This window comes from Microbacterium sp. 22296 (genome assembly GCF_052045385.1).
In the GTDB taxonomy this organism is placed as follows: domain Bacteria; phylum Actinomycetota; class Actinomycetes; order Actinomycetales; family Microbacteriaceae; genus Microbacterium.
This window is the reverse complement of sequence record NZ_JBQEOS010000001.1, coordinates 506,455-526,333: the sequence shown is the minus strand read 5'-3', so window position 1 is coordinate 526,333 and position 19,879 is coordinate 506,455. Positions and strand designations below refer to the sequence as shown.

The 19,879-nt window shown below is 68.6% G+C and carries 24 protein-coding genes; 15 read left to right on the top strand and 9 right to left on the bottom strand.

Features of this window, described 5'->3' with window-relative positions:
• Both ACTJJP_RS02575 and ACTJJP_RS02570 read right to left on the bottom strand, forming a co-directional pair.
• Positions 1 to 540 (bottom strand): alanine racemase (locus ACTJJP_RS02575; RefSeq protein WP_440773473.1); only part of this gene is annotated, 540 nt, incomplete at its 3' end.
• Positions 537 to 1,172 carry an alanine racemase C-terminal domain-containing protein gene (locus tag ACTJJP_RS02570; RefSeq protein WP_440773472.1) on the bottom strand — a complete coding sequence of 212 codons (636 nt, stop codon included), beginning with the start codon at positions 1,170 to 1,172 and terminating at the stop codon, positions 537 to 539. The genes ACTJJP_RS02575 and ACTJJP_RS02570, both read right to left, overlap by 4 nt.
• A gap of 45 nt (positions 1,173 to 1,217) precedes the next feature.
• Here ACTJJP_RS02570 and ACTJJP_RS02565 point away from each other — a divergent pair, with 45 nt between their 5' ends.
• Entirely contained in the window at positions 1,218 to 2,240 is a 1,023-nt protein-coding gene (locus tag ACTJJP_RS02565; protein ID WP_440773471.1) for a sugar-transfer associated ATP-grasp domain-containing protein, read from the top strand.
• Between the two features lie 249 nt (positions 2,241 to 2,489).
• Here the strand turns inward: ACTJJP_RS02565 and ACTJJP_RS02560 are convergent, their stop codons facing one another.
• The 3 genes from ACTJJP_RS02560 to ACTJJP_RS02550 form a co-directional block, all read right to left on the bottom strand.
• Complete coding sequence (locus ACTJJP_RS02560) at positions 2,490 to 3,188, bottom strand: coenzyme F420-0:L-glutamate ligase (RefSeq protein WP_440773470.1); 699 nt, start codon at positions 3,186 to 3,188, stop codon at positions 2,490 to 2,492.
• Positions 3,185 to 4,513, bottom strand: a complete 1,329-nt coding sequence (locus ACTJJP_RS02555) for an RNA polymerase sigma factor (protein WP_440773469.1) — start codon at positions 4,511 to 4,513, stop codon at positions 3,185 to 3,187. Before ACTJJP_RS02555 ends, ACTJJP_RS02560 begins: the two co-directional genes overlap by 4 nt.
• Positions 4,514 to 4,786: 273 nt before the next feature.
• Complete coding sequence (locus tag ACTJJP_RS02550; protein ID WP_440773468.1) at positions 4,787 to 5,713, bottom strand: proteasome assembly chaperone family protein; 927 nt, start codon at positions 5,711 to 5,713, stop codon at positions 4,787 to 4,789.
• A gap of 84 nt (positions 5,714 to 5,797) precedes the next feature.
• Here ACTJJP_RS02550 and ACTJJP_RS02545 point away from each other — a divergent pair, with 84 nt between their 5' ends.
• The 3 genes from ACTJJP_RS02545 to sucB are packed head-to-tail and all read left to right on the top strand — an operon-like array spanning position 5,798 to position 10,446.
• The gene (locus ACTJJP_RS02545; RefSeq protein ID WP_440773467.1) at positions 5,798 to 7,264 is read left to right on the top strand and encodes a leucyl aminopeptidase; all 1,467 of its coding nucleotides are present in this window, start codon (positions 5,798 to 5,800) and stop codon (positions 7,262 to 7,264) included.
• Entirely contained in the window at positions 7,261 to 8,634 is a 1,374-nt protein-coding gene (gene lpdA, locus ACTJJP_RS02540; RefSeq protein WP_440773466.1) for a dihydrolipoyl dehydrogenase, read from the top strand. The genes ACTJJP_RS02545 and lpdA overlap by 4 nt, the downstream gene beginning before the upstream one ends.
• 54 nt (positions 8,635 to 8,688) lie before the next feature.
• On the top strand, positions 8,689 to 10,446 hold the full coding sequence (gene sucB, locus ACTJJP_RS02535; protein WP_440773465.1) for a 2-oxoglutarate dehydrogenase, E2 component, dihydrolipoamide succinyltransferase: 1,758 nt from the start codon (positions 8,689 to 8,691) through the stop codon (positions 10,444 to 10,446).
• A gap of 17 nt (positions 10,447 to 10,463) precedes the next feature.
• Here sucB and ACTJJP_RS02530 read toward each other — a convergent pair whose 3' ends face one another.
• Positions 10,464 to 11,570, bottom strand: coding sequence for a hypothetical protein (locus tag ACTJJP_RS02530; protein WP_440773464.1), 1,107 nt, complete (start codon positions 11,568 to 11,570; stop codon positions 10,464 to 10,466).
• Between the two features lie 116 nt (positions 11,571 to 11,686).
• On the opposite strand from ACTJJP_RS02530, the gene ACTJJP_RS02525 reads away from it, so the two are divergent.
• Positions 11,687 to 12,397, top strand: coding sequence for a DUF4191 domain-containing protein (locus tag ACTJJP_RS02525; protein ID WP_440773463.1), 711 nt, complete (start codon positions 11,687 to 11,689; stop codon positions 12,395 to 12,397).
• 55 nt (positions 12,398 to 12,452) lie between these two features.
• On the opposite strand, the gene ACTJJP_RS02520 is transcribed toward ACTJJP_RS02525, so the two are convergent.
• The gene (locus tag ACTJJP_RS02520) at positions 12,453 to 12,881 is read right to left on the bottom strand and encodes an RDD family protein (protein WP_440773462.1); all 429 of its coding nucleotides are present in this window, start codon (positions 12,879 to 12,881) and stop codon (positions 12,453 to 12,455) included.
• A gap of 132 nt (positions 12,882 to 13,013) precedes the next feature.
• Here ACTJJP_RS02520 and glnA point away from each other — a divergent pair, with 132 nt between their 5' ends.
• A complete protein-coding gene (glnA, locus tag ACTJJP_RS02515; protein ID WP_243499492.1) occupies positions 13,014 to 14,438 on the top strand; it encodes a type I glutamate--ammonia ligase in 1,425 nt (474 codons plus the stop codon).
• 46 nt (positions 14,439 to 14,484) lie between these two features.
• Here glnA and ACTJJP_RS02510 read toward each other — a convergent pair whose 3' ends face one another.
• Both ACTJJP_RS02510 and ACTJJP_RS02505 read right to left on the bottom strand, forming a co-directional pair.
• Positions 14,485 to 15,567 (bottom strand): tyrosine-type recombinase/integrase, encoded by a 1,083-nt coding sequence (locus ACTJJP_RS02510; protein ID WP_440773461.1) that lies wholly within the window; start codon positions 15,565 to 15,567, stop codon positions 14,485 to 14,487.
• Positions 15,554 to 15,997, bottom strand: coding sequence for a helix-turn-helix domain-containing protein (locus tag ACTJJP_RS02505; protein WP_440773460.1), 444 nt, complete (start codon positions 15,995 to 15,997; stop codon positions 15,554 to 15,556). The genes ACTJJP_RS02510 and ACTJJP_RS02505 overlap by 14 nt, the downstream gene beginning before the upstream one ends.
• Before the next feature lie 96 nt (positions 15,998 to 16,093).
• On the opposite strand from ACTJJP_RS02505, the gene ACTJJP_RS02500 reads away from it, so the two are divergent.
• The 9 genes from ACTJJP_RS02500 (at position 16,094) to ACTJJP_RS02460 (ending at position 19,722) form a co-directional block, all read left to right on the top strand.
• Entirely contained in the window at positions 16,094 to 16,276 is a 183-nt protein-coding gene (locus tag ACTJJP_RS02500; protein ID WP_440773459.1) for a hypothetical protein, read from the top strand.
• Positions 16,277 to 16,347: 71 nt separating this feature from the next.
• A complete protein-coding gene (locus tag ACTJJP_RS02495) occupies positions 16,348 to 16,788 on the top strand; it encodes a hypothetical protein (RefSeq protein WP_440773458.1) in 441 nt (146 codons plus the stop codon).
• Entirely contained in the window at positions 16,785 to 17,045 is a 261-nt protein-coding gene (locus tag ACTJJP_RS02490; RefSeq protein ID WP_440773457.1) for a hypothetical protein, read from the top strand. Before ACTJJP_RS02495 ends, ACTJJP_RS02490 begins: the two co-directional genes overlap by 4 nt.
• 297 nt (positions 17,046 to 17,342) lie before the next feature.
• On the top strand, positions 17,343 to 17,888 hold the full coding sequence (locus ACTJJP_RS02485; protein ID WP_440773456.1) for a hypothetical protein: 546 nt from the start codon (positions 17,343 to 17,345) through the stop codon (positions 17,886 to 17,888).
• The gene (locus tag ACTJJP_RS02480) at positions 17,885 to 18,085 is read left to right on the top strand and encodes a hypothetical protein (protein WP_440773455.1); all 201 of its coding nucleotides are present in this window, start codon (positions 17,885 to 17,887) and stop codon (positions 18,083 to 18,085) included. The genes ACTJJP_RS02485 and ACTJJP_RS02480 overlap by 4 nt, the downstream gene beginning before the upstream one ends.
• 62 nt (positions 18,086 to 18,147) lie before the next feature.
• Positions 18,148 to 18,435 (top strand): hypothetical protein, encoded by a 288-nt coding sequence (locus ACTJJP_RS02475; RefSeq protein ID WP_440773454.1) that lies wholly within the window; start codon positions 18,148 to 18,150, stop codon positions 18,433 to 18,435.
• Entirely contained in the window at positions 18,432 to 18,620 is a 189-nt protein-coding gene (locus ACTJJP_RS02470; protein WP_440773453.1) for a hypothetical protein, read from the top strand. Before ACTJJP_RS02475 ends, ACTJJP_RS02470 begins: the two co-directional genes overlap by 4 nt.
• On the top strand, positions 18,617 to 19,351 hold the full coding sequence (locus ACTJJP_RS02465; protein ID WP_440773452.1) for a hypothetical protein: 735 nt from the start codon (positions 18,617 to 18,619) through the stop codon (positions 19,349 to 19,351). The genes ACTJJP_RS02470 and ACTJJP_RS02465 overlap by 4 nt, the downstream gene beginning before the upstream one ends.
• A gap of 2 nt (positions 19,352 to 19,353) precedes the next feature.
• On the top strand, positions 19,354 to 19,722 hold the full coding sequence (locus ACTJJP_RS02460; protein ID WP_440773451.1) for a DUF2190 family protein: 369 nt from the start codon (positions 19,354 to 19,356) through the stop codon (positions 19,720 to 19,722).
• The last annotated feature ends 157 nt before the right edge of the window (positions 19,723 to 19,879 follow it).

Here is a 19,879-nt window from a genome sequence, read left to right as displayed (position 1 = left end):
CGCAGCGAGGAAGAGTTCGCGGGCATCGTCGTCGTCGGCATCCGAGGCTTCGGAGATGTGCGACCAGATCCCCTCGAAGACCGCGCGACCGTCGGCGACCAGGGCGGCCGTTCGTGCGACGGCCGCGTCCCACCGCTCGGGACGGATGCCGTTGCGGTGAAGTCCGGTGTCGATCTTGAGGTGCACACGCGCCGGGCCCCCGGCGAGGGTCGCGAGGTCATCGAGCAGCGCTTCGTCGCCGATCCCGAGGTCGAGGTCGGCGGCCACCCCCGCCGCGAGGTCGTCGACCCCGCCGATGAGCCAGACGAAGATTCGGGCGTCGGAGCCGACCACCGCTCGCACCGCGGCGCCGGTGGCGACGTCGAAGGCGCCGAACCAGCGAACGCCCTCGTCCCACGCCCGACGCACGAGCACCTCGAGCCCGTGGGCGTAGGCGTCGTCCTTGACGACGAGCATGTGTGCGGCGGGCGCCACGGCCGCGCGAACGCGGTGGAGGTTGCGCGCGAAGGCGTCGAGATCGACGCGGTAGACGGCGCTCACGCCGACACCCGGCGGTCAGCCCGTGCCCCCACGGCGGCGATGATCTCGGCCGCGCTCCAGCCCGTGGCATCCGTCCACTCCGCGAGGGAGGGATGCCCGGCGGTCGGATCGCCGAAGAAGACGACCTCCGCGCCACGCGGGATCGGGGTGTCGCCGACATCGACGACGCAGACGTCCATCGCCACGCGTCCGACGATCGGGTGGCGACGCCCGTCGATCGCGACAGTGGCCGCGTTGCCGAGGGAGCGCACGACGCCCTGCGCGTATCCGCCCGTGACGAGCGCCACGGTGGTGTCGTCGGACGCGCGATGGGTGTAGCCGTACGAGACGCCCTCGCCCCGCAGCAGCGGCTTCGTGCCCAGGGCGCGCCCGCGCAGCGACAGGACAGGAGTCGCGCCGGAACCCGGGAGCCCGTAGAGGACCGCGGCGTCGAGGGCGGCGGCATCCCTCCCCAGATCGGCGAGCACGGATGCCACCCACTCGGCGCCGTGGCCCCAGCCATCGGCGGCCAGCACGTCGTCGCGACCCCCCGTCGCCCGCTCGGCGTTCGCGCGCAGCGCGTGCTCGGAGACGAGGGCCACCGGCGCCACCGTCCCGGCCCCGGGCGTGCGGGCGGGGAGCGTGGAGGTCACGCATCTAGACTATCGGGGTCCGTCGTCCCCGACCCCGGAGCGTGCATGCCTACCCAGGGCTTCTCCCCCGTCACCCGTCTGCGCTATCTCGCCGGACGTGCCCGCCGCATCGACGTGGGCTCGGTGATCGAACGAGCCAAAGAGGCCTCGGCGCAGCACGGCAAATCGCTGCCGCTCGTCGTCGCCGACATGCTCTTCCAGGCGGGCGTGAAGAACGTCGGGTTCCAGGACTACATCGACTACGACTTCGCGATCCTCACCCCGGCCGAACGCGCGACGTACATGACGCACCCGGTGTCGAACCAGATCTCGCAGAAGTACGACCACCCCGACTACCGCGGCATCTTCCAGGACAAGGTGGCCTTCGACCGCCGCTTCAGCGAGTTCCTCCGCCGCGAGTGGATGGTGGTGGAAGCCGACAACGCCGGCGAACTGCGCGCGTTCGCCGAGCGTCTGGGCACCGTGGTGACCAAGGAGCCGGTCGGCCAGGCAGGCACCGGTGTGCACCGGTACCATGCGGCCGAGGTCGCGGACTGGGACGCCTTCCATCGTGGTCTGCTCGAGCGCGGCGAGATCCTCGTCGAGGAGGTCATCCGCCAGCACGAAGACCTCGCAGCCGTCTGCCCCGGCACGGTGAACACCACGAGGGTGACGGCCTTCTTCGACGGCGAGAACACGCACATCCTCGCGATGGCGCAGAAGTTCGGCCGCGGTGCGGTCAGCGACCAGATGACCTTCGGCGGCTTCTACACGATGCTCGACGACAACGGCCGCGCGCTGGGCGCCGGCTACGACTCCCACGGGCACGTGCACGAGCTGCACCCCGACTCGGGCGTGCGCATCGCCGACTTCCAGCTGCCGATGATCGACGAGGTCAAGGCGTTCGTCGACCAGGTCGCCCGCGTCGTCCCGCAGGTGCAGTACGTCGGCTGGGACATCGTCGTCGGCCCCGACGGCCCCGTGCTCGTCGAGGGCAACTGGGGTGCGGGCGTCTACGAGAACAAGCCGAGCGTCACGGGCATCCGTACCGGGCACAAGCCGCGATATCAGGCGGCCATCGGGTTCTGATCCCGGATGCCGCGATGGCCCGCTCCCGTGAGGGGGGCGGGCCTCTGCTGTGCAGCGCGGGGGTCTCTGAGCTTGTCGAAGGGGCTGGGGGCTTCGACGGGCTCAGCCACCTGGGTTCGAGGGGTCCCTGAGCTTGTCGAAGGGGCTGGGGGCTTCGACGGGCTCAGCCGCCTCGATCGCTGAGCCACCGGCATCCGGGAACGAGAAAAGCCCGCCCCGAGAACGGGACGGGCCTTTCGACGAGCTGTCTCAACCGTGGCGGACGATGCCCAGGGGCGTCGACTCGTGTCCCTGACCGAGCGGATTGTCCTTCAAGATCGCGACGAGACGCTTCTCTCCGGCCTTGTCCATCGTCGAGCCGAGGATGTTGCCACCCAGGTCGTTGATGTCGACGACGGCCACCTGGAGGTCGCCGCCGAGCAGCGACTTCAGGCGTGCGGCGACTTCGCGCGGGCGTTCCGGTCCGAGCACCACGGCCTGGTTGTACGGCGGGATCGTGCCCGAGGTGGGACCGTCGATCGCACGGGCCTTGTCGCCGGCGATGCGGTAGAAATCGCCCTTGCGTCCCAGCGCCTTCGTCACGGCCGAGACGGCCGCAGCGATCAGGATGCGCGGCGTTCCGCACTCGCGCAGGGCCATCTCCATCGTCTCGGGCATGCCGAGACCGATGCCGTAGGGCGTGCGGGTGACGTACTTGGAGAGGAACAGCGCGAGCTTGCGGGGCGTGATCGAGTCGAGCTTGTACGAGCGACCCTGCGTGATGGCGACGATCTTCTCGGTGACGAACAGCAGGTCTCCCGGCTGCACGGCATCCTTCGCGTACTCGAGGATGAAGGCGTCGAGGTCGTCGCCCGGCATGACGACCCGCGTGCGGATCGGGATGCGGGCGTACGAGGTGCCCTCGACGGTGCGGGTGAGCGCCTTGCCGGCGTTGGCCTCGCCGCTCATTCGAGGTAGTCCCGGAGCGACTGCGAACGGCTGGGGTGACGCAGCTTCGCCATGGTCTTCGACTCGATCTGGCGAATGCGCTCACGCGTGACGCCAAACGTGTCGCCGATCTGGTCGAGGGTCTTGGGCTGACCGTCGCCGAGGCCGAAGCGCATGCGGATGACGCCCGCCTCGCGCTCGCTGAGCGAGTCGAGGAGCGACTCGAGCTGACGCTGCAGCATGGTGAAGCCCACCGCGTCGGCGGGGACGACCGCCTCGGTGTCTTCGATCAGGTCGCCGAACTCGCTGTCGCCGTCTTCACCGAGGGGCGTGTGCAGCGAGATGGGCTCGCGACCGTACTTCTGCACCTCGATGACCTTCTCAGGGGTCATGTCGAGCTCACGGCTCAGCTCTTCGGGCGTGGGTTCGCGACCGAGGTCCTGCAGCATCTGACGCTGCACGCGAGCGAGCTTGTTGATGACCTCGACCATGTGCACCGGGATGCGGATGGTGCGGGCCTGGTCGGCCATGGCGCGCGTGATCGCCTGACGGATCCACCAGGTGGCGTACGTCGAGAACTTGAAGCCCTTGGTGTAGTCGAACTTCTCGACCGCACGGATCAAGCCCAGGTTGCCCTCCTGGATGAGGTCGAGGAACTGCATTCCGCGACCGGTGTAGCGCTTGGCGAGCGAGACGACCAGGCGCAGGTTCGCGCCCAGCAGGTGGCTCTTCGCGCGCTGACCGTCGCGCGCGACCCACTGCAGGTCGAGACCGAGCTGGTTCGTCTTCTCGGCCGCCGACATGTTCGACAGCTTCTCTTCGGCGAACAGGCCCGCCTCGATGCGCATGGCGAGTTCGACCTCTTCGGCCGCGTTCAGCAGCGGGACTTTACCGATCTGCTTCAGGTAGTCCTTGACCGGGTCGGCCGTCGCACCGGTGATCTGCGCCGAGTAGACGGGAACGTCGTCTTCGTCGCTGGAGGAGATGACGATCGCGCCCTGGGGCAGAACCTCGGCGGGTTTCGCCGGTGCATCGTCGTCGTCATCGTCATCGGACTTCTTCGCGTCGCCCTTGACGGCGTCGTCGGAGTCCTCCGAATCATCACTGTCGTCGACCTCGAGCGTGACCTCGGCTTCTTCGTCGACCTCTTCGTCTTCGTCGAGGTCGTCGTCCTTCTTCGCCTTTGTCTTCGCCTTGGCCGGAGCTGCCTTGGCCTTGGCGGGGGCCTTCTTGACGGGAGCCTTCTTCGCGGTCGTCGTCGTCGACGCCGTCACGGTCTCCTCGGAGTTCTCGAGCTCGGCGTCCTTCGCACTCCGGGAGCGGGTCTTGGTTGTCGTGCCTGCCACGTTTCGCCTTTCACCGGGAACGTACGTTGCACGGCCGCCGGTCGTTCTCGGACACTAGTAAGACCCTTGTCAAGTCCCGATCCGAGGAGCGGGGGCTCCTGGACCGGTTGACAACGGGTCAGGTTCTTTATTGTCTCACATCCTCGGACCGGGACTTGACGCGGACCGGGGATCTATGCGTAGACAACACGCGGCCGTCCACGAGCATTCCCGGATGCAGGGAGTCGGCATCCGGGATGAGCCGCGTCCGCGGCGAACAGGGTCGTCGTCGAGTCAGCCGAGTTTGCCGCGGCGATCGTCGTCGCCGGGGCGCGTCGCGAGGAATCGCTCCAACTCCGCGGCCAATTCGTCGGCGCTCGGCAGATCGCCCGTGTGGATGATCGGAGTCGCCTGCGTCGAACCCGCCATGTAAGCGTCGTAACGCTCTTCGAGGTTCTCGAGCATTCGCGTGAGCTCGTCGCTGGCCTCGACCTGCTCGGTGACCTTCGTGAGGAACTCGCGATTCTCCTCGCGCAGCACCTCGCCGGAGAACTCCAGGCCGGTCGCCGCGGTGAGACTGTCGAGGGCGGCCAAGGCGGCCGCCGGGTATTCGGTGTCGCCCAGATAGTGGGGAACGAGCAGGGCGAAGCCGACGACCTTGGCTCCGGCCTCGGCGAACCGGTACTCGAGCAGGTGTCCTGCCGTCGACGGCACCTGCGTGTGGGGACGCCACACCGAGTGGGCCTCGGCGAGGTCGGGACGCGTTCCGCTGACCGTCGTGCCGATCGGGCGGGTGTGCGGGACGGGCATGGGGATCGCGTGCACCCACGTGACGGACGACACCTGGAGCCCGGCCGCGAGTTCGAGCACGGACTCGGCGAAAGCCTCCCACAGGAAGTCGGGCTCGTAGCCGGCCAGCAGAAGGAACGGCTGCCCCGTCGAGTCGTGTGCGAGCGACAGCTCGAGACGCGCGGGACGGTAGTCGGTGAGGTGGTCCTCGACGAACGTGATGACCGGCCGACGCGCGCGGTAATCGAGCAGCGCGTCGTTGTCGAAGACGACCACGGGGTTCGGTTCGAGGTCGTTGCGGAAGTATTCGACCAACCGCGTCACGGCGCCGCCGGCGTCGGTGAACCCGGTCAGCGAGATCACCAGCGGCAGACCCGACGGCACGGGCGGAGCCGCGGGAGCACGGTCGTACAGCTGTGCGGATGCGGGCATGGGTCCACTTTACGAGCGCTCCCGGTGAGCCGGCGGCGGTGCGTCCCGCTGCTAGCGAACACGCGCGAACCTAGGATGGAGAGCATGCCCTTCCCCTCTGTGGCGTACACCGACGCCCCCGTTCTCGAGTCCGACGCCGATGCGATCCTCCTGATCGTCCCGACTGTTTCGGAGGGGGCTCCGGATCCCGACGGCTGGGACGGCCTCGGCGCCTCGCTGTCGGCCATCGGCTTCACGGGCGCGATCGGCTCCTTCCAACGCGTCCACGTGCCCGGTGTGAAAACCCCGGTGGCGGTCGTGGGAGCGGGCGCCGATCCGGGTGACGCGGCCCTGCGCGACGCCGCGGGCACGGGCATTCGTCAACTCACCGGGTTCTCGCACGTGGCCGTCCAGTCCCTCGTCGACGCAACGTGGCGACCGCTGGCCGAGGGCGCCGCCCTCGGCGGCTACCGCTTCGCCGACTACAAGAAGAAGTCCGCGAAGTCGCGCGCATCGCGCGTCAGCGTCTTCGCCTCCTCGGCGCCGTCCGACGCCGACACCCTCGCCGTCGCCGCCGTCTCGGGCGCCGTGGCGCTGGTGAAAGACCTCGTGACGACCCCCGCCGAGTGGCTCGGACCCGCCGACTTCGCGGACGCGGCCGTCCGGGCCGTCGAGGGGCTGCCCGTCGAGGTCGAGGTTCTCGACGAAGCGGCCCTGCGCGAGGGCGGGTACGGTGGCATCCTGGGAGTCGGACAGGGATCCGACCGTCCGCCCCGCCTGGTGCGGTTGGACTACTCCCCCGCGGGTGCACAGCGTCACGTCGCCCTGGTCGGCAAGGGCATCACCTTCGACACCGGTGGACTGTCGCTCAAGCCCGCGGCATCCATGGTCGGAATGAAGTACGACATGTGCGGCGCGGCCACCGTGCTCGCGGTGCTGAAGGCCGCAGCCGAGATGGGCCTGCCGGTCAAGGTCAGCGCGTGGCTGTGCATCACCGACAACATGCCGTCCGGACGGGCCATCCGCCCGGGAGACGTGCTGCGCACCCTCGACGGCACCACCGTGGAGGTCTTGAACACGGATGCGGAGGGGCGCCTCGTGCTCGCCGACGGTTTGGCCGCGGCCAGCCGTGAGAAGCCCGATCTCATCGTCGATGTGGCGACGCTGACCGGTGCCATCACGGTCGCCCTCGGCAATCGGCACACCGGTGTGATGGGCGACGACGACGCCGTGGCGGACTATCTCGCGGCCGCCGGCCGCGCCTCCGAGTTGGCGTGGCAGCTGCCGCTGCCCGAGCACATGGTCGACGACCTCGACTCCCCCATCGCCGATCTGCAGAACGCCAAGATCGGCGATCCGGCGGGTGGCTCGCTCTTCGCCGGCCTCTTCCTGCGGCACTTCGTCGGTCGGGTCTCCGAGGATGCAGATGCCGCGCGCATCCCCTGGGTGCACCTCGACATCGCCGGGGTCGGCATGAACAAATCGGCGCCCTTCGGATACACCGACAAAGGCGTGACCGGCGCAACGGTCCGCTCGCTGGTCGAGATGCTCTCCGCGGAGGCGGCACGATGACCGAATACTCGGCGGACGTCGTCGTTCTGGGCGGCGGAAGCGGCGGGTACGCCGCGGCGATCCGTCTCGCCGAACTCGGAAAAGACGTCGTGCTCGTCGAGAAGGACAAACTCGGCGGAACGTGCCTGCATCGCGGATGCATCCCCACCAAGGCCCTGCTGCACGCGGGCGAAGTCGCCGACGCCGCGCGGGGCGCCGCCGACATCGGCGTCGACGTCACCCTCGCAGGGATCGACCCCGTTCGCGTGCGTGCGTATCGGGAGGGGATCGTCGCCAAGAAGTTCAAGGGCCTCGAGGGTCTCATCTCGGCGCGCGGGATCCGCGTCGTCTCCGGAGAGGGCACGCTCGAGGCCGGTCCCGCCGTCCGCGTCGGCGACGACGTGTACCGCGGGACCGACGTCATCCTGGCGACCGGCTCGTACAGTCGGAGCCTGCCGGGCCTCGAGATCGGCGGCCGCGTCCTCACGAGCGAGCAGGCTCTGGATCTCGACGTCATCCCCGAGCGCGTGGTCGTGCTGGGCGGCGGAGTCATCGGCGTCGAGTTCGCGAGCGTGTGGCGCTCGTTCGGCGTCGAGGTCACGATCGTCGAGGCGCTGCCGCACCTGCTGCCCGCCGAGGACGTGTCCTCGAGCAAGGCTCTCGAGCGCGCCTTCCGCAAGCGTGGGATCTCGTTCCGGCTGGGTCGTCGTTTCGCCTCTCTCTCGCAGACCACGGATGCCGCGACCGTCACCCTCGACGACGGAACCGAGCTCGTAGCCGACTACGTCCTGGTCGCCGTCGGACGCGGGCCCGTCACGGCGGGCCTCGGCTACGAGGAGGCGGGAGTCGTGCTCGACCGGGGCTTCGTTCAGACCGACGACCGTCTGCGCACGGCAGCGGCGCACGTGTGGGCCGTGGGCGACATCGTACCCGGCCTGCAGCTGGCGCATCGCGGCTTCCAACAGGGCATCTTCGCCGCGGAGGAGATCGCGGGCTTGTCGCCCGTGCTCGTGCCCGAATCGGATGTTCCCCGCGTCGCCTATTCGCATCCCGAGGTGGCCTCCGTCGGGCTCACCGAGGCGCAGGCCCAGGATCGTTATGGATCCGAGGCCGTGAAGGCGTACGAGTACAACCTGGCCGGTAACGGCCGCAGCGAGATCATCGGCACGTCGGGCATCGTCAAGATCGTCCGTCGTGTCGACGGCCCCGTCATCGGGGCGCACCTCGTGGGTGATCGGGTGGGCGAGCTCATCTCCGAGGCCCAGCTCGCCGTCGGGTGGGAAGCGCACCCGGAGGACATCGCGCCGTTCGTCCACGCTCACCCCACCCAGAGCGAAGCGCTGGGCGAGGCCTTCCTGGCCCTCGCCGGCAAGCCCCTGCACGCACTCTGACCGCAAACCGGTCACTAAGCTAGATACCGCATCCGGTACGAAGGAGAACTATTCATGAGCACTTCCGTCGTCCTCCCCGCTCTCGGAGAGAGCGTCACCGAGGGAACGGTCACCCGCTGGCTCAAGCAGGTCGGTGACACCGTCCAGGAGGACGAGGGTCTGCTGGAGATCTCGACCGACAAGGTCGACACCGAGATCCCCTCGCCCGTTTCGGGCGTGATCGAAGAGATCCTCGTCCAGGAAGACGAGACCGTCGAGGTCGGAGCCGTCCTCGCCAAGATCGGCGACGGTTCGGGCGCGTCGTCGTCCGACGACGCCCCGGAGGCCGCTCCCGCCGAGGAGCAGTCTGCGCCCGCCGAGGAACCCGCGGCCGCCGAGTCGGCTCCCGCGGAGCAGCCCGCTCCCGCTGAGCAGCCCGCTCCCGCCGAGCAGTCGGCTCCCGCCGCAGGTGGCGACTCGACCGAGGTGAAGCTCCCCGAGCTCGGTGAGAGTGTCACCGAGGGAACGGTCACCCGTTGGCTGAAGGCCGTCGGTGACGACGTCGCCGTCGACGAGCCCCTCCTCGAGATCTCGACCGACAAGGTCGACACCGAGATCCCGTCCCCCGTCGCGGGCACGCTGCAGGAGATCCTCGTGCAGGAAGACGAGACCGTCGACGTCGGTGCCGCCCTTGCGCGCATCGGCAGCGGTGCGGCTCCCGCGGCTCAGCCCGAGGCCCCCGCCGCCCCGGCCGCCGAAGAGAAGCCCGCCCCCGCCGCGGAGCAGCCCGCCCCCGCGGAGGAGAAGCCCGCCGCCCCGGCCCCCGCCGCGGAGGAGAAGCCCGCCGCCCCGGCCCCCGCCGCGGAGGAGAAGCCCGCCGCTCCCGCCCCGGCCGCGCCGTCGAACGACGACATCACCTACGTCACGCCCCTCGTGCGCCGCCTGGCGCAGCAGCAGGGCGTCGACCTGGCCTCTGTCACCGGCAGTGGCGTGGGCGGTCGCATCCGCAAGGAAGACGTGCTGAAGGCCGCCGAGGCTGCCAAGGCCGCACCCGCTGCCGCCGCCGCACCTGCGGCGACGGCACCCGCCGCCGCTCCCGCACCGGTGGAGGTCTCGCCGTTGCGCGGCACCACGCAGAAGATGTCGCGTCTGCGCAAGGTCATCGCCGAGCGCGCCGTCGCATCGATGCAGGCGACGGCACAGCTCACGACTGTCGTCGAGGTCGACGTGACGAAGGTCGCCGCCCTCCGCGACCGCATGAAGGGCGAGTTCCAGCAGAAGACGGGCGACAAGCTGTCGTTCCTGCCGTTCTTCGCGATCGCGGCCATCGAGGCGCTCAAGTCGTTCCCCATCATCAACTCCACGGTCGAGGGCGACGAGATCGTCTACCCCGCGCAGGAGAACGTCGCGATCGCGGTCGACACCGAGCGCGGACTGCTCACGCCGGTCATCAAGGAGGCCGGCGACAAGAACATCGCGCAGCTCGCCCGCGAGATCGCCGATCTCGCCGCGCGCACTCGGGACAACAAGTTGAAGCCCGACGAGCTCGCGGGCGGCACGTTCACGCTGACCAACACCGGTTCGCGGGGCGCGCTGTTCGACACGCCCATCGTCTTCCTGCCGCAGTCGGCCATCCTCGGCCTCGGTGCCGTCGTGAAGAAGCCGGGTGTCGTGTCGGTCGACGGCAAGGACGCGATCTCGGTCCGCTCGTACGTATACCTCGCCCTCTCGTACGATCACCGCACGATCGATGGAGCCGACGCCGCCCGCTTCCTCGGCGCCGTCAAGGCACGCCTCGAGGCGGCGCAGTTCGAGGGCGACCTCGGCATCTGACAGCGCTGAACACCGGCTCATGATGGCTGGTCCGCTACCGTTCTGACGGTGCGGACCAGCCATCGGTCTTCCTGCCTCACGAGCGTGACGTATTGCAGGCGAGAGCCGACGCCGAGCCGGACGACGATGACACCGCCGAAATCGTCGATGAGCCGGATGTCGGCGGTCTCCGCCCCGGGGAGCAGGGGCTCGCGCGGCGATCCGGAGCCCTCCTCGTGTGCATCCACGCACGCGGCGTCACCCGCGCACGAAGCGATCTGCGCGAACACGTCTCGGGTGATCCCGACGAGATCACCGGATGTCGCGGTGCTCTGCTCCGCCGGCCGCGCGGGCACGCTCGCGGCATCGTCGGGCGCTGCCGAAGACGCCGTCGGTGTCGGGGAGACGGACGCCGTCTGCGCGACGGCGGCCGTGGCGGACGGCGACGGGGCACCCGCGGGTGAAGCCTCGCCGACGACCTGTTCGACCACCGACCCGGGCGCCGACGTCGCCGACGCGTCGCGCACCGTCCACACCAATAGACCCGACGCCACGATGACCGCAGCGGCGGCGCACAAGGTGCCGAAGCGCACGGCGGGTGAGCCACGCCACCACCGTCGCACGTCGTGCCACACCTCTCGCACGGCGTCGGCGAGATCGGCATCGACGAGCGCGAGCATCCGGGACGGTTCCCCCGTCGCCGCCTGCCGCGTCGGCGCGGGCGCCGTCTCCACCACCGGGGTCAGCGGTCCCAGAACGAGCGGCACCGGGACGGCGTGATGGAAGAGCCGGCGCTCGACGGCGTCCCATTCCCGCGGTGGCAGCGTGAGCACGCTCTCCCGGGCGCGTGTCAAAAGGTCGCGGGTGGCGTCGTCGTCGGTGATCGTCGCGATCCTCTCGAGCGTCTCGGCCGTGGCCGCGATGGCATCCGGTGCCCCTTCCTCCTCTTCGGCGACGGGGCATCCGTCGGCCCGCAGCCACCATCTCGTTCCCCGGGAGGGACCCATCGATTCGCGGCAGCCGCGGAGCAGCGCGACGGCCGCAGTGACCGCCTCGCCGGGCGCGAACGCGGTGTCGCTGCGCGCACGACGTCGGAGGTAGGCGTCGAACGGTTCGACCAGGATGGATGCCGTGGGGCTGCTCATCCCCCGATCGTGGTCGACGGGTGGGCCCGCGCGAGGCGCCGCGTCGTCCAACGGGGACGGACGACGCGTTCGAGGCGCTGGGGAGGAGCGGGCGATGGCGAAGATAGAATCGAGCCATGGCCGCTCGTACTTCCACGCCCGAGAAGCGTCCGGGCTTCTTCTCGCAGCTCAAGACCCTCTACACCTTCACCCAGAAGGAGTACCGGTGGCTGCCGTTCCTGCTGGCAGGCATCGTGCTGGTGGGCATCGCCCTCGGTGTTGTCGTCGGCTTCCTGATCCCGCCGCTGGCGGTGTGGAGCATCATCCTGTGGGGCGTGACGGGCCTGCTGGCCGGCATCCTGGCCGCGATGATCACGATGACGCGTCTTTCGACCACGGCCATGTACAAGAAGATCGACGGGATGCCCGGTGCCACCGGCCACGTGCTGTCGTCGTCGCTCGGCCGTCACTGGCAGGCCTCCGAGACCCCGGTGGGCGTCAACCCCCGCACGCAAGAGGCGCTCTATCGTGCGATCGGGCGCGGAGGCGTCGTGCTCATCGGCGAGGGCAACCGCAGCCGCCTCACCCGCCTCGTCGGCGAGGAGCGTAGTCGCGTACAGCGCATCGCCTCGGGCGTGCCCGTCACGGTCCTCTACATCGGACACGGTGACGAAGAGGTGCCGATCGCGAAGCTCGCTTCCACCATCAAGGCCCTGCCGAAGAAGGTCGACCGCGCGACGATGGCCGCCGTGATCAAGCGCGTGGCGTCGGTTTCGCCGGGCTTGTCGTCGCTGCCGATCCCCAAGGGTGTCGATCCGACCAAGATGCGGTCACCGCGTCCGCGCTGATCCCGATACGACGAAGGCCCCCGCACCTGCGGGGGCCTTCGTTGGTTACTCCGCGTCAGGCGCGGACGAGGACGGTACCGACGATCTTGTCGTGGAGACCCCGCTGGTCGGCGTCCCACACCACGGCGGGGATGATGAGCGCCAGCAGCACGGTGCGCACGACGGGGCGCCACAGCCCCACCCATCCCCCGGATGCCAGCTCCAGGCGCATCCCCATGAGGCGATGCCCGGGGCTACCGCCGATCAACGGGATGAAGAGGATCTGCACCGCGAAGAAGATGACATTCGCAGCGATCGGGTTGGCGAACGGCACACCGGTCACCGGATCGGGCGTGGAGAAGAACGCGAAGCCCACGAGCCCCGCGCTGGCGACGTCGATCAGCAGGGCGGCGATCCTGCGGCCCGGGCGGGCGATGGAGCCACGCCCTTCGCGGGGAAGACCCAGCCGCTGGCCCGGATAGTCGTGCTCGGAGGGTGCGCTCACAGCATCCAGAGTAATCGGGCCCGCGTAACACGCCCGAAACATGCGAGATATCGCCGAGACACCGCTTCTGTATAGGGTCGAGGAGGCTGGGCGAGGCCCGCCGATCCCGAATGTTCTACCTCTGGAGTCTTCATGTTCAAAGATTCGTCCGAGGTGCTCAAGTTCATCCAGGACGAGGACGTCAAGTTCCTCGACATCCGTTTCACGGATCTTCCTGGTGTGCAGCAGCACTTCAACATCCCCGCCTCGACCGTCGACGAGGAGTTCTTCACCGTCGGACAGCTGTTCGATGGCTCGTCGATCCGCGGGTTCGCGAACATCCACGAGTCGGACATGCAGCTGATCCCCGACGTGACCACGGCGTACGTCGACCAGTTCCGCGAGGCCAAGACCCTCGTGATGATCTTCGACATCTACAACCCGCGCAACGGTGAGATCTACTCCAAGGACCCGCGTCAGGTCGCCAAGAAGGCCGAGAAGTACCTCGCCTCCACCGGCATCGCCGACACGGCGTTCTTCGCGCCCGAGGCCGAGTTCTACATCTTCGACGACGTGCGCTACGAAGTGAAGCAGAACTCGAGCTTCTTCTCGGTCGACTCCGAAGAGGGTGCCTGGAACACCGGCCGCGTCGAAGAGGGGGGAAACCTCGCCAACAAGACCCCGTACAAGGGTGGCTACTTCCCGGTCTCGCCGGTCGACAAGACGGCCGACCTGCGCGACGACATCACCCTCAAGCTGATCGAGGCGGGCTTCGCGCTCGAGCGTTCGCACCACGAGGTCGGCACCGGTGGTCAGCAGGAGATCAACTACCGCTTCGACACGATGCTGCACGCCGCCGACGACATCTTGAAGTTCAAGTACATCGTCAAGAACACCGCCGAGCTGTGGGGCAAGGTCGCGACCTTCATGCCCAAGCCGCTCTTCGGTGACAACGGCTCGGGCATGCACACCCACCAGTCGCTGTGGAACGACGGCAAGCCGCTGTTCTACGACGAGACCGGCTACGGCGGACTCTCCGACGTCGCCCGCTGGTACATCGGTGGTCTGCTCGCACACGCTCCCGCGGTGCTCGCCTTCACCAACCCGACCCTGAACAGCTACCACCGTCTGGTGAAGGGCTTCGAGGCGCCGGTCAACCTGGTGTACTCGGCCGGTAACCGCTCCGCGGCCATCCGCATCCCGATCACGGGCACGAACCCCAAGGCCAAGCGCATCGAGTTCCGCGCGCCCGACGCCTCGGGTAACCCGTACCTCGCGTTCGCCGCGCAGCTCATGGCCGGTATCGACGGCATCAAGAACCGCATCGAGCCCCACGAGCCCGTCGACAAGGACCTCTACGAGCTCCCCGCCGAAGAGGCCGCGAACATCCCGCAGGTTCCGAACTCGCTGCTCGACTCGCTCGAGGCCCTGCGCGCCGACCACGAGTTCCTGCTCGCCGGTGGCGTCTTCACGCAGGAGCTCATCGACACCTGGATCGAGTACAAGATCGAGAACGAGATCCAGCCGATGGCCCAGCGTCCGCACCCCTTCGAGTACGAGCTGTACTTCGGAGTGTGACCACCAGAACCGGGATTCCGGGGCAGAACGGGACGCTAGTCCGCGTCTAGTCCGCAGAATCTGACGAAGAGCCCTCCGGGTCCACACCTGGGGGGCTCTTTCGTGCGCTCAGGACGTCCGCGACAGCCGCTCGGGAAGTGTCGTCCGTGTCGGGCCACAGGTGCGCGTAGGTCCTCAGCGTGATGACGGGCGAGGCGTGGCGCATGCGGGTCTGCACGACCTTGATGTCGAGGCCGGCGGCGATCAGGAGGCTGGCGAAGTAGTGCCGGAGGTCCTGTATGCGGAAGCCCTCGGGGAGCCCATCGACGGCCTTTCGTGCGTCCGCCCAGACATCGTTGAGATGCCAGGCGGTGACCCCTCGGCCGAAGACGCCAGGGACGATCTTCGCGGCGCCGGCGTCCGCGTCGAGCATGGCGGCGAGCTCGGCCGGGATCGGCACCGTCCCGCTCGAGGTCTCCGACTTCAGCTCCGCGCCGTCGTGCTGGACGCTGACCGTGATCGACGGGGCATCCCAGTCGACGTCGTCGCGGGTGAGTGCGGCTATCTCGCCCGCACGCAAGCCGACGAAAGCGCCGAGCAGCACGAGGTTGCGGTAGGCGCGCGGGAGAGCTTCGTAGAGCGCCCACACTTGGGCCGTGGTGGCGACGTACGGTCGCTGGGTCGGCGCTGGGGGGCTCGTGCGTCTGGATACTGGGGAGCGGGTGATCACGCCGTCGTGCACGGCGTCCGTGAGCACCTGGGCGAGTCGGCGGTGGATCGCGTACACGTAGCTGCGGGCGTACTTCTCGGACAGCTCCGCCATCCACGTCTTCACATCGGACGAGCGGATCGCGCGCAGCTGTCGGTCACCGAACTTCGCCCGGATGAGCTTGACGTGCGTCGCCGCTGACTTCACGGTCCCGGACTTGTTACCGGCGTACCCGGCCTCCCACGTGGTGAGCCACTCCCCCATCGTCATCTTCGACGTGCGCGGGTCGACCCACGTCCCTGCTCGCATCGTCGCGGTGGCCTCGTCCAGCCACGCCTGCGCGTCTCGCTTCAGCTTCGCGTGCTTCGCGTACTCACGCCCGTCAGGGCCACGGTAGCGCGCCCGCCAAGTGCCGTCTGGGCGCTGCTTAATGCTCGCCATCGAGGCTCTGCAGAGTGAATTTCGCGGCTGCCTCTATCCACCACGGCAGGGAATCGGATTCCGGGATAACGCCGATCGCCGCCGCGTCACCCGTGATGGCCCAGCGCCACGCGTCCACCGCCCGCTCCGATCCCCAGCCAGTGAGGCTGAACGTCGTTCTGGGGTCGGCCGGGTTGGAGAGAAGCAGCGTGAGCGGCGACACGCCCAGCGTCGTCGACAGCGCCATCAGGTCGTCGACATCGACCTTTCTCGTGCCGTTCTCGATCTTGCTCAAGGCGGACTGCGCTATCGGATGGCCGTTGTCGATCAGCTTCTCCGCGAGGTCTCGGAGTGTCCAGTGTCGGGACAGCCGGACCCGCCTGATGTTCTCTCGCACGGTGTCCCCAGTGGGGCCGAGGGAGACACTCGTCGTGGGGGTCGGTCTTTCCATATCGGCGAATCTACGCCGGAACTTGACTTCCCACCAAATGCCATGCATTCTCTTTCGATATCGGCGCAGATGCGCCGGAAACGAAACGGAGTCAAAATGCGAGAGAGCACCACCATCCCGGAGTTCTTCTTCTGCTCGGAGGTCGCCGGCAAGTTGCGACGCACCGAAGCTGCCGTCCGATGGCTGTGGCAAACGGGTGCGCTGAAATCGCGGGTCGTCGGAGGTCGCCGCGTCAGCACCGCTCAGGACCTGGCCGACTTCTTCGAGGTCCAGCGATGAGAAACGAGAAAGCCCCCGGCGCTGCGGGAACAGCGGCCGAGGGCGAGGACCAGAACCGGACAGGAACGATCATGACCATCATCCACCAAGACGCCCCCGCGCGCCACGTGATCCGAGTCGACGACGAAATCACGCACCGGCCGATCTTCTACTGCGAGAACATCGACGGCTCCTCCCTGCTCCGGGTGCACTACAGGCTGGGCTGGGTCACGGGTCGACCCGGAGAGTTCGAGCTGCGCCACTTCGCCGGGGCCACTGAAACAGAGCGCGCAAGAGCCCTCGATCGGACGTCGAGCTACAGCAACGTCGACGACCTGTTCCGCGACTGGCGCGCGGCCGGAGTGACACACCGTGTCCGCTGGCGCAAGGATCGGCGGCGTTGGGTGGAGTACGTCTACCTGGGGTCGGTCGTTGACGACCCGATGGTGCAGCTCGAGCTCGAGATGATGATCGACCGCCAAGGTGGCAGCGATCGAAGTGTCCGCTCTGTCCTGGAACGGATCGCAGCGTGAACCGCGACGTCGAAGAGAACGCCCGCGACCTCGCCGCGGGAGTCTGGCGGTGCTCGTCGTGCGGGCGGACGACGCCGTACAGCGAACCGGGGACGTGGGCGGCAACCCGCGTGATGGGCATCATCGTCGCGATCGCCTGCGACGAGTGCCAGACACCTGAGCAGCACCTGGAGGCGGAGGTGCGGGCGGCGACGGTCGACTACTCGATCGACGCGGCTGGCCTGATCCACGAGACGCCGAAGGGAGAGACGGCATGACCGAGAAGCGACCGAAGCCGGAGACACAGGGCCAGGCGGAGCGGTGGCAGAAGGTGTGCCGCCTCGCTGAGGCCGCGGGGTTGTGCTCGCGGTGCGGCCCGCAGTTCGCGTGGGCGACGCAGGGCGGGGCTGGCGGGTTCTCGTCGGTGCACGCGCCGTGCTCGGCGTGCGTCGTCGTGATGCTGGGCTGGCCTGTAGTGCGGCCGAATGGGTGGCGTTCTCCGCAGGGGGACACCTCTCGACCCACGACGTGGGCGACTGTGGGGTCCACGGGGCGCACAGTGACGCTGGCGAACGATGGCTGACGCCCGCATCCCCGAGCGGTATCTCGTCGACCGGCGCATCATGCGGCTGACCGACGCCGAACGGTCGAGCCTGTTCCTCGCGACGCTGTGGTCGGTGTCGAACCGCACCGACGGCCGCATCGAACGCGGGGACCTCGCGATCATCCCCATGTTCCGACAGGAGGCCGTGCACACGCTCGTCGTGCACGGCCTCTGGGTCGAGGACGGGCCCGACGCGTGGTCGATCGCTGACTACGAACGGGACCAGACGACGCGGGACGAGTTCGAGCGGCTGGAGAACGCACGTCGGAAGGACCGGGAGAAGAAGGCTCGGCAGCGCGCTCAGCAGAGAGTCCCGGGGGACGCTCCCGGGGGACAGTCCCCCGGGACTGCACAGGATAGGCAAGGCAAGGCAAGGCAAGGACAGGAAGGCAAGGACATAGCCGGAGGCGTCGACGAAGAGACCGGCGAGGTAATCGGTTGGGTGACCAGAAAGCCGGGTGAGCCGGAGGAGTGGGTCGAGACGGCGCCGGGTGAGTGGGCGGAGGTCGCGTCGTGAGCCGTCGGAACTTCGACCCGGAGCGGCGGCTGCAGCGTGACCTCGGGCGGGCGAAGGACGCGTTACGCGAGGCCCATGAGGTCATCGCCTGGCAGGCGCGCCTCATCGCGGCTGCTGGGATCGACGTTCCGGAGCTCGATGAACGGCGCCGGTCGCTGGGCGGCGTGTCGGGGGTTGTCGTCGAAGAGTCGGGTTAAGGTGCGGATATCGGTTGGAGCGGGGCTCACCGATCATCACCACTCGATGATCAGGAGACCCCATGGCGACCGCCACGACCAACACCAACCGCGGCGACTTCGTTCGTCGGGTGACCGAAAAGCTGGGCCTTCCCGCTGACGCCCCCGGCGAGACCATCCTCGCGAAAGTCAGCGAGGTGAAGGCGAACGCTCGCGGCACCGTTGCTCCCGGCGGTGAGTACCCCGTCTCGAGCGACTCGGACGTGATGTCCGAACCTGAGTACGACGCCCTCACCGCGCCGGCGAAGCTGCAGGCGCTCTCGGCTGAGGACGAGGCGATCTACCGGGCCTTGTTCGGGAGCGACGCATGAGCTCCCCGTTCTTCCTCGGCTCGGCATCGCACACCGTGACCGCGTCATGCGTCGTGGTCCGGTTGAACTCCGGATCCCAGGTGAACCTCTACAAGGGGCAGGACGTCCCGACTGACATCGTCCACCACCAGCTGCGCGAGCTCATCGCCGGCGGACTCGTCGCCGAGAAGGAGGTCGCATCGTGATCGCCACCTGGGGAGATGTCACCGCGTTTGCCACGCTGTGCGAAATCGCCAACTTGACCGTGCCGTCCACCATCGTCAAGGCTCAGCGGCTTCGCGAGGTCGCGATCGCCCACACAGTCGAACCGCCCGCCGCGTTCATGGGTATGTCAGACGACGAGCTCCGCATGTGGATCGACCAGGTCACCATCCGCCGGCTCAGCAGCGGGTTCGAGCAGGCCATCGCCCCGTTCGAGGCGTTCCTTCTCATCGAGGTGCAGCGGTCGATCGGCCCCGAACTCGAGGCACTCGTCCAGGAGATGCAGCCACGCTTCGACCAGGTCGCCGCTCCGTTCGTCGACGCGGTGACCACCTACGGTTTCACCGCGCGCACCACCTCCGATGACGTCATCCGCATGGCCGACGACAAGGCCAGCGCAGCCTGGCGGGGCACGGAGACGTTCTTCCGCGACGCGCAGGCGATCGCGGCCGTGCGCCAGCAGATCAGCCGCGTGTTCGACGTCAGCCCCACCGCAGACGAACAGGGCGTCTACAACGGCGAGGGCATCGACTACTCCGTCTGCTTCGCCGCAGGCGACTCCTGGACGGACGACGGCCGTTTCTACCTCGCCGGACGCACGGGCGGCACCCTCGACTGGTTCGCCCTCGCCAGCGGCGGGCTCCGCCTGAACTCTCCCAGCGAAGTGGCGCGGAAGGTCCGCGCCCGCATCCTCTCGAGCAGCGAAGGAGCCTGACCATGCCCGAGTACACACCCCTGTTCCAGCCCGGGCTGAGCATCACCCGCCAGGCATCCGCACCCATCAACGGCGGCCAGCTCGTCGTCGTCAGCGGATCCGGCGCCGTCGCCCCTTCCACCACCGCGACTCACGCCTGGGTCGGCGTCGCCGGCGCCGATGCGGCCTCCGGCGAGGAGATCACCGTGCACCGAATGGGCGTGCAGCTGCTCGTCGCCGCCGCCCCCATCACGGCGGGGCAGACCGTGGAGCCCGCGGCGAACGGACGTGTCGCCGCCCACACCAACGGCACCAACGACATCAACGTCGTCGGCATCGCCCTGAACGATGGCGGCACAGGCTCGACCGTTCAGGTCAAGCTCCGCCGCTGACGCCATGATCTCGATCCCGGTGCCCGCCCGCCGCCTTCCGGTTGGGGCCTCCGAGATCGACGGGTGGTGAGCATCGGACGTCCGCACCGCGGGAGTCTCACCAACCCACTGAGGGGCCACACGCTGGGCGGGGTGTGGCCCCCTTCACATACCTGTC

What these genes read in the sequence shown, in the direction of transcription:
- ACTJJP_RS02565 (WP_440773471.1), top strand. Translation starts at nt 1,218, where the DNA reads ATGCCTACCCAGGGCTTCTCCCCCGTCACCCGTCTGCGCTATCTCGCC.
- ACTJJP_RS02560 (WP_440773470.1), bottom strand. Translation starts at nt 3,188, where the DNA reads ATGAGCGGCGAGGCCAACGCCGGCAAGGCGCTCACCCGCACCGTCGAG.
- ACTJJP_RS02550 (WP_440773468.1), bottom strand. Translation starts at nt 5,713, where the DNA reads ATGCCCGCATCCGCACAGCTGTACGACCGTGCTCCCGCGGCTCCGCCC.
- ACTJJP_RS02545 (WP_440773467.1), top strand. Translation starts at nt 5,798, where the DNA reads ATGCCCTTCCCCTCTGTGGCGTACACCGACGCCCCCGTTCTCGAGTCC.
- lpdA (WP_440773466.1), top strand. Translation starts at nt 7,261, where the DNA reads ATGACCGAATACTCGGCGGACGTCGTCGTTCTGGGCGGCGGAAGCGGC.
- sucB (WP_440773465.1), top strand. Translation starts at nt 8,689, where the DNA reads ATGAGCACTTCCGTCGTCCTCCCCGCTCTCGGAGAGAGCGTCACCGAG.
- ACTJJP_RS02530 (WP_440773464.1), bottom strand. Translation starts at nt 11,570, where the DNA reads ATGAGCAGCCCCACGGCATCCATCCTGGTCGAACCGTTCGACGCCTAC.
- ACTJJP_RS02525 (WP_440773463.1), top strand. Translation starts at nt 11,687, where the DNA reads ATGGCCGCTCGTACTTCCACGCCCGAGAAGCGTCCGGGCTTCTTCTCG.
- glnA (WP_243499492.1), top strand. Translation starts at nt 13,014, where the DNA reads ATGTTCAAAGATTCGTCCGAGGTGCTCAAGTTCATCCAGGACGAGGAC.
- ACTJJP_RS02510 (WP_440773461.1), bottom strand. Translation starts at nt 15,567, where the DNA reads ATGGCGAGCATTAAGCAGCGCCCAGACGGCACTTGGCGGGCGCGCTAC.
- ACTJJP_RS02505 (WP_440773460.1), bottom strand. Translation starts at nt 15,997, where the DNA reads ATGGAAAGACCGACCCCCACGACGAGTGTCTCCCTCGGCCCCACTGGG.
- ACTJJP_RS02500 (WP_440773459.1), top strand. Translation starts at nt 16,094, where the DNA reads ATGCGAGAGAGCACCACCATCCCGGAGTTCTTCTTCTGCTCGGAGGTC.
- ACTJJP_RS02495 (WP_440773458.1), top strand. Translation starts at nt 16,348, where the DNA reads ATGACCATCATCCACCAAGACGCCCCCGCGCGCCACGTGATCCGAGTC.
- ACTJJP_RS02485 (WP_440773456.1), top strand. Translation starts at nt 17,343, where the DNA reads ATGGCTGACGCCCGCATCCCCGAGCGGTATCTCGTCGACCGGCGCATC.
- ACTJJP_RS02475 (WP_440773454.1), top strand. Translation starts at nt 18,148, where the DNA reads ATGGCGACCGCCACGACCAACACCAACCGCGGCGACTTCGTTCGTCGG.
- ACTJJP_RS02470 (WP_440773453.1), top strand. Translation starts at nt 18,432, where the DNA reads ATGAGCTCCCCGTTCTTCCTCGGCTCGGCATCGCACACCGTGACCGCG.
- ACTJJP_RS02460 (WP_440773451.1), top strand. Translation starts at nt 19,354, where the DNA reads ATGCCCGAGTACACACCCCTGTTCCAGCCCGGGCTGAGCATCACCCGC.